The following is a 13,521-nucleotide window of genomic DNA, read 5'->3' on the forward strand; positions in this document are numbered from 1 at the left end:
GTTAATGCCTCCAAAAAATAAATAATATCCAGACAATAATCGCTGGGCTCAGGGCAAGATAATCGCGCCAATGGGTACGACGCCCGGTTGAGCGCGCGTAATGACCATTGAACCCGCGTGCTTCCATGGCAGCGTATAGTTCTAGCGCATAAGTGTAACTTTTAAGATATAAATTACCAAATAATGCGCCGATTAAACGGTATGGATGAGCCGTTGGGGCGACCGTCCGCAATTCTAGTGCTTCCATCGTCAGCAATAGATGTTGGCCGAGCATTCGTAAGTACGTGATGGCAATGGCCAAAGTCATAATTAATAGATCAGGGCAATGGAGTGCCTTCAAGCCAGCCAATAAATCTTGAAACGGCGTGGTTAGACGGTAATATTGAGCATTTGCCAGCATTAGACTGGTTTTAAGGCCAAAGAATAATAGCGTGGTGGGACCGGCTAACCAGTAGCTCGGTAATACGAACAGCATGGCCATCCCAACACTGATTAGCCAGCTTCCCATAAAACGGCGCAGTTGGCGTGGAGGTAACCATAATAATTGGCACCCAACTAATAGTGCTAGGCCCCATAACAGAATGAGATTATTACTTAAAGCAATTAAAATGACGAGCAACAGGAGCTGAATTAATTTGAATTGCGGTGCAACGCGCCAATGAGACGTTGCCGTGACTGGCGCTGGCTGTGCTAGTCGACTGAGTAATTGGCGTAGGTGACGCTGATTACGTTGCCAAAATTTCGCTTTAATAGCAGGTGTTGGCGTGGTGGTCGTAGTTTGCAGCCAAGCTGGAATATCAGTGTTGGGACGTGTCGGTTTCATGTTGAAGACCTCGAATCAAAAGTAAGAAAATCAAAACAGCGGTAATGGCCGATAAAATATAACCCACACTGACCGGTAAGCCCGCGATGGCGTAATCACTGAACAAGGCCTGAAAATGGAACCCGTGGACCATTCCTTGAGGCGCGTGAGTACTGATATGTTGTTGCGCTAGCCGTTGCTGTAATTCTTGGGGGCTCCATTCGCCCCAAGCCGTATTGCTAGCCAACAAGCCTAATGGTGATAACACCGCTAATCCGAGTAGCAGTGCGATCCACGGCCGCTGATTGCGCCGAGTGGGTGTCTGATAGAGGTTAGTCGGTGCGACTCGTTTTACAAATTGAAAGACAAGCAGTGTGAAGACGACTTCGACCCAGCCGGCGACTAATAAGTGAGCCGTCAACATTGCGGGTATCGTAATGTTGAGGCCGTATGGGCAGTAGAGCGGCGCACCACTTGCCGTATGAGCCAGTATGGGTTGTAACCCGAGCTCGATACCAGCAACTAGCGCCGCCATATTAATGCCTAAGTAAGCACCAATTGCGAGCCCCAACTTTTCATGGTGCCATTTTTGACCTAGGCGATAGCAGGCGTAGCCGACAAACGGCATAATGACCGCCATATTCAACGCGTTAGCGCCAAAGGCTAGGATACCGCCATCACCGAATAATAAGGCTTGTAGTAGTAGCGTCACGGTCAGCGCAAGACACGCCGCCCATGGGCCAATCAAGACAGCTAACAGGGTTCCCCCGACAGCGTGAGCCGTGGTCCCACCTGGAATCGGCAAGTTGAACATCATAATTAAAAAAGCCAATGAAGCGGCGATGCCGAGCATTGGCAGGGTTTCATGATGTTTTTTGATTTGAACTTTAACTTTTAAAACGGCGACGGTCCAGACGGGAGCCATCGCGGTGACCAACGTTCCGCAAGTTGCGGGACTTAAATAATTATCCGGAATATGCACGGATGAGCACCTCACTAATTTGCAATTTGATCTAAGAGGTAACTAACATCTTGAATAATAAATTTGTGATTTTTGACCGTAATGACGCCGTCTGTTCGTAATTCCTTGAGCATCCGGTTGACACTGCTCCGGGAGCTAATACCACAGAAACCGGCGATGTCGTCATTGGTGACCACAAAGTCAATCAGAATCCCTTCGTTAACTTTTCGTCCGAACAAATCAACAAGACTATAGATAAAGGCACAAATGGCTCCTTTTTTACCGTTCATGACCATCCGTTGCAGTCGAAGAATGTTTTCGGACAACTTTTTACGGTAATAATTTTTAACGTAGTTTTGCAGTTCAGGCGTGCTGTTGACGTACTTCCAAAAAGCGACCCGGTTGACCTGGTAAAAAGTGGCATATTCGGACTCAATACGGACGTTAAACGGTTGATCCGTAGAACGAGAAACTTCATCACGCAGCAGGGAGATCACGTCGGGCTTGGCAATATAAGATAAATTATATTCGCGACCGTCTTGTAAAATAATGCTGTTTTTGATGATGCCGTCCTTTAAGACGTACGTATAGTGTTCGGCTAAACCATGATAGGTCAGGTAAGTATGCCGCTTTTTTTTGATTGTCGGCACGTGATGGGCTTCCAAATAACTTAGTAAATATTCAATATCAGTTAATACCATCTTAGTTTTTCAGTTCTTTCGTGAATAATTTTTAAGGTTGAGGTCAGTAAAAATAGCGATTCTCAACAGTAATCACGACGATAACGCTACTTAAGCATAGCGGTTTTCATGATTGTGACAATCGCATTTAAAGTATACATTTGTTAACTATTTTTGAAAACTTAAAATGTAACGGACAAGTTATCCGTCTTCTAGTATAACAAAACGTGCATGTAAAAATTAGTTTTTAGAGAAAGAGGATGGCTAAAAGTCATGGTTGCAATTGATTTACCATATGACAAGCGCACAATTACGGCTCAGATTGATGATGAAAATTACGCCGGTAAGTTAGTGTCGCAAGCTGCAACATATCATAACAAATTATCAGAACAGGAAACGGTCGAGAAGTCGCTGGATAATCCAATCGGCTCCGATAAGCTGGAGGAACTTGCTCGTGGGAAGCACAATATTGTGATTATTAGTTCCGATCACACGCGGCCAGTTCCTTCACATATTATCACCCCGATCCTATTGCGGCGGTTACGGTCAGTGGCGCCCGATGCACGGATTCGGATTCTCGTAGCTACTGGTTTCCATCGGCCATCAACCCACGAAGAATTGGTGAATAAGTATGGTGAAGACATCGTCAATAACGAAGAAATCGTGATGCATGTCTCAACCGATGACAGTAGTATGGTCAAGATTGGCCAATTACCATCTGGCGGCGATTGCATTATTAATAAGGTCGCTGCTGAAGCGGATTTGCTAATCTCCGAAGGCTTTATCGAATCACATTTCTTTGCTGGTTTTTCAGGTGGTCGGAAGTCCGTTTTACCTGGGATTGCTTCATACAAGACGATTATGGCGAACCATTCCGGCGAATTTATTAACTCACCGAAGGCCCGGACCGGTAATTTAATGCATAATCCGATTCATAAGGATATGGTGTACGCTGCTCGGACCGCTAAACTTGCCTTTATTATCAATGTTGTTTTAGACGAAGATAAAAAAATCATTGGGTCATTTGCCGGTGACATGGAAGCCGCCCATAAAGTGGGCTGTGACTTTGTCAAAGAACTTTCTAGTGTACCAGCCATTGATTGTGACATTGCGATTTCGACGAATGGTGGTTATCCGCTTGATCAAAATATTTATCAGGCCGTTAAAGGAATGACCGCTGCTGAAGCAACAAACAAAGAAGGCGGCACGATTATTATGGTTGCCGGTGCTCGTGATGGTCACGGTGGTGAAGGGTTTTATCACAACTTAGCTGACGTTGATGATCCTAAGGAATTCCTGGACCAAGCAATCAACACGCCACGGCTTAAAACTATTCCTGACCAATGGACGGCCCAAATCTTTGCTCGAATCTTAGTTCATCATCACGTGATTTTTGTGTCAGACCTCGTTGATCCTGATTTGATTACGAATATGCATATGGAACTAGCCAAGACGTTAGATGAAGCCATGGAAAAGGCCTACGCACGCGAGGGTCAAGCCGCTAAAGTGACGGTTATTCCTGATGGTTTAGGCGTTATTGTGAAGTAGTATGGCAACCACAGCAGAAATATTACAACAAGTGGCGGCAGGGCAATTAAGTCCGACGGCGGCTGCCCAACAGTTAGAAGCGGGCAAAACAGCGGCATTAGGTTTTGCCAATGTCGATTTAGATCGTCAACGCCGCAATGGCTTTCCTGAGGTCATCTACGGTGCTGGTAAGACGGCAACCCAAATTGTGGGTATCGTGCAAGCCTTGTCCCAACAGACGTTGCCGATTTTAACGACCCGGTTATCCGCAGAAAAATTCGCGGCACTCCAACCAGCGTTACCAACGGCTGTCTATCATGCCACTGCGCAGTGTATGACGGTCGGGGAACAACCCGCACCGAAAACACCAGGGTACATTGCTGTGGTGACGGCGGGGACCTCCGATCAACCGGTTGCTGAAGAAGCAGCAGTAACCGCGGAAACTTTTGGCAATCGTGTTGAACGAGTCTATGACGTGGGTGTTGCGGGAATCCACCGACTGTTTGCCAAGTTGGATGTGATTCGTGGTGCCCGGGTGGTCATTGTGATTGCGGGCATGGAAGGTGCGCTGGCCAGTGTCGTTGGTGGACTAGTTGATAAGCCCGTGATTGCAGTGCCGACCAGCGTTGGTTATGGTACTAGTTTTCAAGGTATGACCGCGCTATTGACCATGCTCAATAGCTGTGCGTCGGGGATTACCGTTGTCAACATTGATAACGGCTTTGGTGCCGCTTACTCAGCTAGTATGATCAATCAAATGTAAGATTCAGTTAACTGAACAAGGAGAAGATAAATGCAAACACTTTATTTAGACGCTTTTTCGGGGATTAGCGGTGATATGTTTCTGGGCGCGTTACTCGATTTAGGACTTGATTTTGAGCAATTAAAAACCGAATTGGCTAAGTTACACGTGCACGGTTATGAATTAACGCAGCAACGGGAAGCCCAGAGTAGCATCTATGGCACGAGCTTTGATGTTCAGGTTGCGGGTGGTAAGGACCATGGTTTTGTGGAACATCACCATCATCAGCATGAAGCTGGGCATCATCATGATCATGAAGCGCGTCATTTAGCTGATATTGAGGCGTTAATTGACGGCAGTGACTTATCAGATACCGTGAAACACCACGCGAAAGCGATCTTTATGGAAATTGCGCAAGCGGAAGCAGCGGTTCATCACATGCCACTAGCTGAAGTTCATTTCCATGAAGTGGGCGCGTTGGATTCGATTGTTGATATTGTGGGCTGCTGTATTGGGTTGGAATTGATGCAGATTGATACCATCATGGCTTCACCGTTAAGTGATGGTAGTGGTTTTATTAACGTTGCCCATGGTCAGATGCCAGTTCCCGTACCAGCCGTGATGCAGATGCGAGTTGGTAGTGCCATTCCGATTCAACAACGGTTGGATGTGCATACTGAATTGATTACCCCCACTGGGATGGGCTTGGTCAAGACGCTCGTACGTGAATTCGGACCGTTACCGGAAAATGCCGTGCCAACTAGAGTTGGTTATGGGTTTGGTAAACGGGACACGGGTGGTTTCAATGCACTGCGAGCCGTATTATTCGAAAAAAAAAACTAAGTCAGCAAATCGTTAACCGGACGGCTGATGCTGTCTTAATGATTGAAGCTAATCTGGATGATCAGACGGGTGAAGGACTGGGGTACGTGATGAACCAGTTATTAACGGCGGGCGCATACGATGTGTTTTTCACGCCCATTCAGATGAAGAAAGATCGGCCGGCGACAAAGTTAACGGTTTTGGGAAACGTTAACGATAAGGACTTACTGACTAAGTTGATTTTACAAGAAACGACGACGATTGGTGTACGTTACCAGACGTGGCAACGTACTATTATGCAACGGCACTTCCTGACGGTCGCAACGCCGTACGGTGACGTTCAAGTTAAAGTGGCGACATATCAAGATATTGAGAAGAAGATGCCGGAATATGCGGATTGTGCCCAGCTGGCGCAGCAATTTCATATTCCGTTTAGAACGGTCTACCAGGCAGCCTTAGTGGCGGTAGATCAATTAGATGAGGAGGCGTAATTTTTTGGTACATCAGTTGATTGCTGAATTTATGGGCACAGCCCTAATGATTATTTTTGGGGTGGGTGTTCATTGTAGTTCCGTATTAAAGGGAACCAAGTATCGGGGTTCCGGTCATATTTTTGCCATTACAACTTGGGGTTTTGGGATTAGCGTTGCCTTATTCATTTTTGGCAATGTTTGCATTAACCCGGCAATGGTTTTGGCGCAGTGTCTATTAGGAAATATCGCATGGTCTTTATTTATTCCGTATTCCGTTGCGGAAGTGCTTGGTGGGGTCGTGGGCTCAGTGATCGTTTGGATCATGTATGCTGATCATTTTAAAGCCTCAACAGATGAGATTTCACCCATTACAATTCGGAACTTATTCTGTACGGCACCAGCCGTTCGTAACTTACCGCGGAATTTCTTTGTGGAATTATTTGATACATTTATTTTTATTTCGGGTATTTTAGCGATTTCTGAGATTAAAACGCCGGGAATCGTGCCAATTGGCGTTGGCCTACTTGTATGGGCCATTGGGATGGGACTTGGTGGTCCAACCGGGTTCGCAATGAACTTAGCTCGAGATATGGGACCCCGGATTGCCCACGCCATCTTACCAATTGCCAATAAAGCCGATAGTGATTGGCAATACGGTATCATTGTGCCAGGAATTGCGCCCTTTGTCGGGGCAGCAATTGCCGCTTGGTTTATGCATGGATTTTTTGGAATTAATTAAATTAAATAGAAGAAGGGTTTTATTATGGCAACATTAGCAACAAAAAAAGCAACGTTAGTAGCAGCATTAAAGGATTTACAACGGGTCACCGTGGCCTTTTCTGGTGGGATCGACAGTACCTTAGTTTTGAAGTTGGCCTTCGATGTTTTAGGCCGTGACAATGTGACCGCTGTGGTTGCGAACTCTGAATTATTTACGGATGAAGAATTCGATAAAGCGATGAGTTTAGCCGAAGAACTAGGTGCTAACGTTCAAGGAACCACGCTAGACTACTTGAGCGATGACCACATCAAGAACAACACGCCTGATAGCTGGTACTATGCGAAGAAGATGTTCTACAGCCGGTTGAATGACATTGCGGCTAATAACGGTAGTGCCGCTGTCTTAGACGGTATGATCAAGAATGATGAAAATGATTATCGTCCTGGTTTGAAGGCCCGTAGTGAAGCGGGGGCCCGGAGCTTGTTACAAGAAGCTGATTTCTTCAAGACTGACGTTCGGGCCTTGGCACAAGAACTCGGTTTGACGAACTGGAATAAAGTGGCGTCATGCTCTGTATCTTCACGGTTCCCATACGGGACGACGTTGACACATGACAATATTGCTCAAGTAATGGCCGCCGAAAAATATTTGCGTAGTTTAGGTTTTCCAACGGTCCGGGTTCGTTTCCACAATGATATTGCGCGGATCGAATTACCAGAAGCACGAATTGGTGATTTCTTAGTCTTTAACGACCGCGTTAACCGTCAATTACAATCACTTGGATTCCGCTACGTTACCCTTGATTTAGGTGGCTTCCGTAGTGGTCGGATGAATGATACGTTGACCAAGGCACAATTGGCCACTTTCGCCTAGGCCTAATCAAATTAATGATAGTGGTGTCGGGATTAATCGGAGATGGGCGGCTGAACGGCGGTGATCATGGTTCATTCGCCCACCCGATGATAATCGTAACCCCAGCCGATACGCACATGTTGCGATTATCGCCTGACACCCCAAAAAGCGCAGTTCAAGGCCGCCCTTGAGCTGCGTTTTTCGTATCTTCATTTTTAGATCAACAGGCGTCAAAAGTCACGACGAGTTTACCAACGACTTGACCAGCTTGGAGTTGTTGCAAACCAGTTACAAGTTGGTCACGGTGCAAGACCTGAGTAATTAGTGGGTCGACCTTGCCAGCTTGGACCAAAGCTAATAAGGCGGCGGTCATTTTCCCAAGATCGGCAACTTGCGCTGGGTTACCGCTACGGTGGGCACCACCGAGGTCCAATTTACTGATAGTTACAACTTGATTACTTGGAAAGTGGTCCGGAGTTGCTAATACACAGACAAGCTGGCCATTGTAAGCTAAGCGCGGTAAGTCCGCATCAGCATGACCAATGGTATTAATGATCAGATCAACACCGTGCTGCTGCGTTAGGTCTTGAATGCGTGTGGTCACATCTTCATGATGGTAATCGATTTGGGCATCGGGATGCAGCGGTGCCACGAAGGCTTGCTTGGCCTTTGAAACGGTCGTGAAGACGGTCTTGCCAGCAGCCTTAGCGAGTTGAATAGCCATACTGCCTACACCGCCCGCACCTGCATGGATCAGCACAGTTTGCGCGGCATTTAAATTGGCTTTGCGCAGGAGGGCCTGATAAGCCGTCAATCCAGCGCAGAGACTAGCGGCGGCTGCTTCAAAGCTCACAGTCGTTGGAATCTTAGCTAGCACGGCTGCTGGTAAACTCACGTATTCGGCAAACGTCCCATTATTGGCGAGATTAGCGTGCCCACAAACTCGTTCGCCAGGCCGAAAATTAGTGACCTCAGCGCCAACCGCCTCCACGATTCCAGCTGTGTCTAGTCCTAGTGTGTGTGGATATTGCCAGGCGGCGTTACCCGCCGCAACTAATTTAAAATCTACCGGATTGAGCCCGACTGCTTGGGTCTTGATCAACACCTCAGTTGGCCCGAGGTTGGGCATGGGCCGTTCTTGCCATTGAAGCTGTTCCATAGTTTGAGCGGATGGATCTGGCACAACAAGTGCTTGCATCTTCAATCACTCTTTTCTTAAAGGCATATTTGCTTTTTATTATAACCGGTCGCGGCGGTGAATTTAAACTTTAATGCCTAATTAATTAAGTAGCAATGAGGGTGATTCGGTTAACGGAAAGATTGACGTTAGCGGTTACAATCGTTAGACTAAGGTTAGTAATTGAATATTTTTAAACACTAGGGGTGTCCAAAAATGGGCTGAGATGGTGCTGTAAGTGCCGATCCCTCTGAACCTGTAAGCTCAAACTTGCGTAGGAAAGTGTCACAGCTAATGTTAGCGGCCACTGGATCAATGCATGTTGATTGGTGGTCGTTTTTGATTGGTGTGACGGTCAATGAGGAGGAGAATTGCTATGGAATTACAATTATTGAATACTTTACGGGATCACAATCCGATTGTTTTTAACATTGCCAATTTTGTTACGGTTCAAGACGTTGCCAATGGGCTAAACGCGTTAGGGGCCTCGCCAATTATGTCAGCTGAAGTCCAAGAAGCGGAGACGATGGTCCAAATTGCCGGGGCTGTTTGCATTAATTTAGGAACCCTGACCACCACCCAGATTGATCAAATGCGGGTGGTTGGTAAGCTTGCTAATCAGTATCATAAGCCAGTCGTTCTTGATCCGGTGGCCGTCGGGGCGGTCCCTTATCGAAAAGAAGTCGCGCTAGCATTACTATCTGATTTTCAAGTCGATGTTATTCGGGGCAATGCTGGTGAAATTGCGGCATTGGCTGGCATGGATTGGCAAGCGAAGGGCATTGATGCGGGGAGCGGTCAGGGCGACCTGGTTGAAATTGCTCAAGCTTGTGCACAGCAATTCCAATGCTGTGTCATATTGTCGGGACCTACTGATGTTATTACGGATGGTCAGCGCGTAGTTAAAGTCGCTAATGGTACCCCGCTCTTCCAACGTCACGTGGGCTCGGGCGATTTACTTTCTAGTATCGTCGCGGCTTTTACAGCCGTTAGTCCAACCGACGTTTACCAGGCGGCGCAAGTGGCTTGCTTAGTCTTAGCGGGAGCGGGGGAACTTGTCGCCAGTCATCTGACGGCCGATCGTCCCGCCACATTTGCCATTGATTTGATTGACCGGCTGAGCTTAGTGACAGTGTCAGAAATTCAAACAATTGCTAAAGTTGATTAAATATAATGAAGGGTCGCGAGATTTAATGAATGAATTTCCACAAGTGGCAACGATTGCTGGTACGGACAGTGGTGGCGGTGCCGGTGTCATGGCCGATTTAAAAACGATGCAGGCACGTCACGTTTTTGGTACCGCGGTAGTCGTTGCCGTGACAGCTCAAAATACATTGGGGGTCCAAGATTTTATGGCAATGCCGACGAAGATCATTGACGAACAATTTGCTTCGTTAGCAGCTGACTTAGACATTCGCGCTTGTAAAACGGGGATGCTTGCGGATGCTGAACACGTCCATGCCGTCGTTGAGAACTTGAAACGAGTTGATTTTGGGCCGCTGACAGTTGATCCAGTCATGATTGCGAAAGGCGGGGCGGCGTTATTAGCCGCGGATGCGATTAAAACGGTTCGCGACGAACTGCTCCCGTTAGCGACTGTTGTGACGCCGAATTTACCGGAAGCAGAACAATTAATTGGTCAGGCAATCACTAGTAATCAAGCGATGGTTACAGCTGGACATGCGCTACAGGGGTTAGGTGCTGACAATGTCATTATTAAAGGTGGGCATGGTGATAATTCCGATTTAGCTAATGACTTCGTACTGTTGGCTGACGGGACCGCCTTTTGGCTTTCGGCCCCACGGATTGATACGGTGCGAACCCACGGCACGGGAGATACCCTATCGGCATGTATTACCGCCGAATTAGCAAAAGGACGGTCAATGGCTGCGGCCATTAAAACGGCTAAGGCGTACGTTGCTGGGACGATTCAGGATGGTATCCAGGTCGGGCATGGTCATGGCCCGCTGAATCATTGGGCAACCCCAAGTGAGCAGGTGATCGTTCATGACGCTTAAATTTGAACCCACACAATTACGTGCTTATTTTGTGTGCGGGACACAAGACGTGCCGGGACAGGATCTAAATGTGGTCGTCCAAACGGCCTTGGATGCGGGCATCACGGCATTCCAATACCGAGATAAAGGTAATAGCCAGTTGACTACGGCTGAGCGTTTTGCATTGGGGCAACAGCTGCGGGCACGTTGTGCGCAAGCGCACGTTCCCTTTATCGTCGATGATGATGTCGAGCTGGCACTCGCACTGCAAGCAGATGGGGTTCACGTTGGTCAAAAGGATGACCGGGTGACACAAGTTATTCAACGGGTCGCTAATCAAATGTTTGTCGGTTTGTCTTGTTCAACCTTAGCTGAAGTGCAGATTGCTAACCAATTGGAAGGCATTGCTTATCTTGGTAGTGGTCCCATCTTTCCAACGACATCTAAGGCCGATGCGGATCCAGTAGTCGGTCTGACGGGGTTGCGACAATTAGTCGTGACTGCAACCTGTCCCGTTGTCGCCATTGGCGGAATTACTGTCGCGCAATTGCCAGCTATTGCGGCTACTGGTGCGGCTGGCGCTGCGGTGATCTCAATGTTAACGCGTAGTCCCGATATGGCCGCCACGGTCAAGGCGATGCTAACGGCTACGGAGGTGCACTGATGAAACATGACGGGATTTTTCGGAGCCAATTTTTACTGTGGCTCGGTGCGGCTATCTCAATTGCCGAAATCTTAACAGGTACGCTGATGGCACCACTGGGGCTGACACGCGGATTGGCTGCGATTGTATTGGGGCACATGATCGGCTGTGGCCTGTTCTTGGTTCCAGCCGGCTATTTGGGGGCTAAATTACACCAGTCCGCGTTAGCGTCAGCCCAACTGGCTTTTGGTCGCGGCGGAGTGTTACTAGCGTCAGGACTCAACGCCTTGCAACTCGTTGGCTGGACGGCGGTGATGATCGTCAATGCTCAGTTAGCCATGAACAGTATTAGTGGAAAGCTATTTGGCTTTCGAAGTCCGCTATTAATGGCAACCATCGTGGCGATTTTGATTATTGCGTGGTTGCTCATGGGTAGTCAGTTACTGTTCAAAATCAACAATGCCGTTGTGGGCTTGTTGGTGCTCGGGACGGTGTTAATGCTCGTAATGGTATTTATGGCACCGACAACTAGTCAGTCGGTATCAACGACTAGTATGACGTTTGGGCAAGCAGTGGAATTGAACGTTACGATGGCACTCTCATGGTTGCCACTAATTGGTGATTATACCCAGCGTGTTGATCGTCCTTTACCAGTCGCACTAGTCAGCGCAGGTGGCTATATGTTAGGCAGTTTAGTGATGTTTGTGACGGGGCTATTAGTTGTGTTACGGACAGGGCAAACTGATATCACGGCATTGCTGACGCGGTCCGGTTTAGGATTGGTTGCATTGCTGATTATCGTTTTCTCAACGGTGACGACGACATTTTTAGATACTTATTCGGCCGCCACGAGTTTGGCTAATCTGACCGGTAGCCGCCATGTTAATCGATTAGCCGTTGGTGTGACGGTAGTTGGGCTATTGATTGCGCTGACGGTTGCCATGACGTATTATCAGAACTTCCTGTATTTGATTGGTTCGGTCTTCACACCGCTATATGCTATTATCTTCGTCACGTACTTTGTGCGGCACGCTACGTTACCATACTGGTTGAACTTTTGCTGGTGGGTTGTGGGGATTGTCGCCTATTATCAGTTACAGGCCATTGATTTCATTGGTGGCACGACGCTATTAGTATTGGTTGGGCTGAGCATCGCCGTCTGGTTGACGGGAATTATCGTCAAACCAACCGAGCTCGAATATCGTGAGCTTAGTCATTGACAATTAGATGTAAAAAGTAAATGATAATCCCATTGGTAATACGCATGTTACCGTGGGATTTTTTTGAGAGAGGGCGACAGAATGGTTAAAACGATAATTGGAATCGCACCAGGCGTTGTGACAGTGAACAGCCAGATGTTCCCGGGGCGGGTCCGTGATTATGTGAATCGTGATTATTTGAAATCAGTAACGGATAATGGCGGTGTGCCATTGGTATTACCGGTAACGACCGACGCAACGACGATTGAACGATACGTTGGAATGATCGATGGTCTACTACTTTGTGGTGGTGCAGATGTGGCCCCATTGACGTATGGGGAGGAACCCCAGCCTAAATTGGGTGGGGTAGATCCGGAACGGGATCAGTATGAAATTGCGCTGATTCGTGCCACCCACGCCGTTGGTAAACCGGTGCTCGGTATCTGTCGGGGCTTACAAATCTTAAACGTGTGCTATGGTGGCAATCTTTATCAGGATATGAGTGAACTACCAGCTGGTCAGGGTACCTTAAAACATATGCAAGGACAATTGGCCGCTTACGGCATGCATCACGTGAAGGTCGTACCAGGTACGACCTTAGCTGAATATTTAGGCACCACTAGTGACGCAATCACGGTCAATTCATTTCATCATCAGGCCGTGAAACAGGTGGCAACGGGCTTTCAGGTGGTGGCCCAAAGTGCGGATCAGGTTGTTGAAGCAATTGAGGCGACAGCTGGTGGTCTACAGTTGGGTGTCCAGTGGCATCCAGAAATGATGCAACAAGTAAACTCCGTGCAGGCGCGGTTGTTTGCGGCGTTTATGCGGGCTTGTGTGGCGTAGATAGCATTGACTAGCAAATTGATAAAATCGGGCGTGGTTATTCTGAATTGTAGGATAACCACGTTTTTAATGTGCAGCCGCA

15 protein-coding genes and 1 riboswitch are annotated in these 13,521 nt (G+C 47.7%); of the genes, 11 read left to right on the top strand and 4 right to left on the bottom strand.

Annotated features, from left to right (window positions below):
• Position 1: 1 nt before the first annotated feature.
• Genes ACOV1R_RS02105 through ACOV1R_RS02115 form a run of 3 tightly spaced genes read right to left on the bottom strand, consistent with a single transcriptional unit; the run spans position 2 to position 2,464 of the window.
• The gene (locus tag ACOV1R_RS02105) at positions 2–823 is read right to left on the bottom strand and encodes an energy-coupling factor transporter transmembrane component T (protein ID WP_003641708.1); all 822 of its coding nucleotides are present in this window, start codon (positions 821–823) and stop codon (positions 2–4) included.
• Positions 798–1,784 (bottom strand): cobalt transporter CbiM, encoded by a 987-nt coding sequence (cbiM, locus tag ACOV1R_RS02110; protein WP_003641709.1) that lies wholly within the window; start codon positions 1,782–1,784, stop codon positions 798–800. The genes ACOV1R_RS02105 and cbiM overlap by 26 nt, the downstream gene beginning before the upstream one ends.
• A gap of 14 nt (positions 1,785–1,798) precedes the next feature.
• Positions 1,799–2,464, bottom strand: coding sequence for a Crp/Fnr family transcriptional regulator (locus ACOV1R_RS02115; RefSeq protein WP_003641710.1), 666 nt, complete (start codon positions 2,462–2,464; stop codon positions 1,799–1,801).
• 252 nt (positions 2,465–2,716) lie between these two features.
• Here ACOV1R_RS02115 and larA point away from each other — a divergent pair, with 252 nt between their 5' ends.
• From larA to larE, 6 genes are read left to right on the top strand one after another with little or no spacing between them, the layout of a single operon-like run.
• On the top strand, positions 2,717–3,991 hold the full coding sequence (gene larA / locus ACOV1R_RS02120; protein ID WP_003641711.1) for a nickel-dependent lactate racemase: 1,275 nt from the start codon (positions 2,717–2,719) through the stop codon (positions 3,989–3,991).
• Between the two features lies 1 nt (position 3,992).
• A complete protein-coding gene (larB, locus tag ACOV1R_RS02125) occupies positions 3,993–4,733 on the top strand; it encodes a nickel pincer cofactor biosynthesis protein LarB (protein WP_003641712.1) in 741 nt (246 codons plus the stop codon).
• Between the two features lie 30 nt (positions 4,734–4,763).
• A complete protein-coding gene (locus ACOV1R_RS02130) occupies positions 4,764–5,555 on the top strand; it encodes a LarC family nickel insertion protein (RefSeq protein WP_003641713.1) in 792 nt (263 codons plus the stop codon).
• 38 nt (positions 5,556–5,593) lie between these two features.
• Complete coding sequence (larC, locus tag ACOV1R_RS02135; protein WP_003641714.1) at positions 5,594–6,025, top strand: nickel insertion protein; 432 nt, start codon at positions 5,594–5,596, stop codon at positions 6,023–6,025.
• A 4-nt stretch (positions 6,026–6,029) separates the two neighbouring features.
• Positions 6,030–6,746, top strand: coding sequence for a D/L-lactic acid transporter LarD (gene larD, locus ACOV1R_RS02140; RefSeq protein WP_003643656.1), 717 nt, complete (start codon positions 6,030–6,032; stop codon positions 6,744–6,746).
• A 24-nt stretch (positions 6,747–6,770) separates the two neighbouring features.
• Positions 6,771–7,601: an ATP-dependent sacrificial sulfur transferase LarE gene (gene larE, locus ACOV1R_RS02145; protein ID WP_015379628.1), complete on the top strand. Its 831-nt coding sequence runs from the start codon at positions 6,771–6,773 to the stop codon at positions 7,599–7,601.
• Positions 7,602–7,800: 199 nt separating this feature from the next.
• On the opposite strand, the gene ACOV1R_RS02150 is transcribed toward larE, so the two are convergent.
• A complete protein-coding gene (locus tag ACOV1R_RS02150; RefSeq protein WP_021357001.1) occupies positions 7,801–8,778 on the bottom strand; it encodes a zinc-binding dehydrogenase in 978 nt (325 codons plus the stop codon).
• 171 nt (positions 8,779–8,949) lie between these two features.
• Positions 8,950–9,055: riboswitch (TPP riboswitch) on the top strand.
• A 78-nt stretch (positions 9,056–9,133) separates the two neighbouring features.
• Here ACOV1R_RS02150 and thiM point away from each other — a divergent pair.
• The 5 genes from thiM (at position 9,134) to ACOV1R_RS02175 (ending at position 13,439) form a co-directional block, all read left to right on the top strand.
• Positions 9,134–9,925 carry a hydroxyethylthiazole kinase gene (thiM, locus tag ACOV1R_RS02155; RefSeq protein ID WP_021357002.1) on the top strand — a complete coding sequence of 264 codons (792 nt, stop codon included), beginning with the start codon at positions 9,134–9,136 and terminating at the stop codon, positions 9,923–9,925.
• Between the two features lie 25 nt (positions 9,926–9,950).
• On the top strand, positions 9,951–10,775 hold the full coding sequence (thiD, locus tag ACOV1R_RS02160; protein WP_015379631.1) for a bifunctional hydroxymethylpyrimidine kinase/phosphomethylpyrimidine kinase: 825 nt from the start codon (positions 9,951–9,953) through the stop codon (positions 10,773–10,775).
• Positions 10,765–11,418, top strand: a complete 654-nt coding sequence (gene thiE / locus ACOV1R_RS02165; protein ID WP_021357003.1) for a thiamine phosphate synthase — start codon at positions 10,765–10,767, stop codon at positions 11,416–11,418. Before thiD ends, thiE begins: the two co-directional genes overlap by 11 nt.
• Positions 11,418–12,617, top strand: coding sequence for a putative hydroxymethylpyrimidine transporter CytX (cytX, locus tag ACOV1R_RS02170; protein WP_015379633.1), 1,200 nt, complete (start codon positions 11,418–11,420; stop codon positions 12,615–12,617). Before thiE ends, cytX begins: the two co-directional genes overlap by 1 nt.
• Before the next feature lie 81 nt (positions 12,618–12,698).
• Complete coding sequence (locus ACOV1R_RS02175) at positions 12,699–13,439, top strand: gamma-glutamyl-gamma-aminobutyrate hydrolase family protein (protein ID WP_021357004.1); 741 nt, start codon at positions 12,699–12,701, stop codon at positions 13,437–13,439.
• Positions 13,440–13,521: the final 82 nt, after the last annotated feature.

The sequence above is a fragment of the Lactiplantibacillus sp. YT640 genome (assembly GCF_049745435.1).
Taxonomy (GTDB): Bacteria; Bacillota; Bacilli; order Lactobacillales; family Lactobacillaceae; genus Lactiplantibacillus; species Lactiplantibacillus plantarum.

What these genes read in the sequence shown, in the direction of transcription:
- ACOV1R_RS02105 (WP_003641708.1), bottom strand. Translation starts at nt 823, where the DNA reads ATGAAACCGACACGTCCCAACACTGATATTCCAGCTTGGCTGCAAACT.
- ACOV1R_RS02115 (WP_003641710.1), bottom strand. Translation starts at nt 2,464, where the DNA reads ATGGTATTAACTGATATTGAATATTTACTAAGTTATTTGGAAGCCCAT.
- larA (WP_003641711.1), top strand. Translation starts at nt 2,717, where the DNA reads ATGGTTGCAATTGATTTACCATATGACAAGCGCACAATTACGGCTCAG.
- larB (WP_003641712.1), top strand. Translation starts at nt 3,993, where the DNA reads ATGGCAACCACAGCAGAAATATTACAACAAGTGGCGGCAGGGCAATTA.
- ACOV1R_RS02130 (WP_003641713.1), top strand. Translation starts at nt 4,764, where the DNA reads ATGCAAACACTTTATTTAGACGCTTTTTCGGGGATTAGCGGTGATATG.
- larC (WP_003641714.1), top strand. Translation starts at nt 5,594, where the DNA reads ATGATTGAAGCTAATCTGGATGATCAGACGGGTGAAGGACTGGGGTAC.
- larE (WP_015379628.1), top strand. Translation starts at nt 6,771, where the DNA reads ATGGCAACATTAGCAACAAAAAAAGCAACGTTAGTAGCAGCATTAAAG.
- ACOV1R_RS02150 (WP_021357001.1), bottom strand. Translation starts at nt 8,778, where the DNA reads ATGCAAGCACTTGTTGTGCCAGATCCATCCGCTCAAACTATGGAACAG.
- thiM (WP_021357002.1), top strand. Translation starts at nt 9,134, where the DNA reads ATGGAATTACAATTATTGAATACTTTACGGGATCACAATCCGATTGTT.
- thiD (WP_015379631.1), top strand. Translation starts at nt 9,951, where the DNA reads ATGAATGAATTTCCACAAGTGGCAACGATTGCTGGTACGGACAGTGGT.
- thiE (WP_021357003.1), top strand. Translation starts at nt 10,765, where the DNA reads ATGACGCTTAAATTTGAACCCACACAATTACGTGCTTATTTTGTGTGC.
- cytX (WP_015379633.1), top strand. Translation starts at nt 11,418, where the DNA reads ATGAAACATGACGGGATTTTTCGGAGCCAATTTTTACTGTGGCTCGGT.
- ACOV1R_RS02175 (WP_021357004.1), top strand. Translation starts at nt 12,699, where the DNA reads ATGGTTAAAACGATAATTGGAATCGCACCAGGCGTTGTGACAGTGAAC.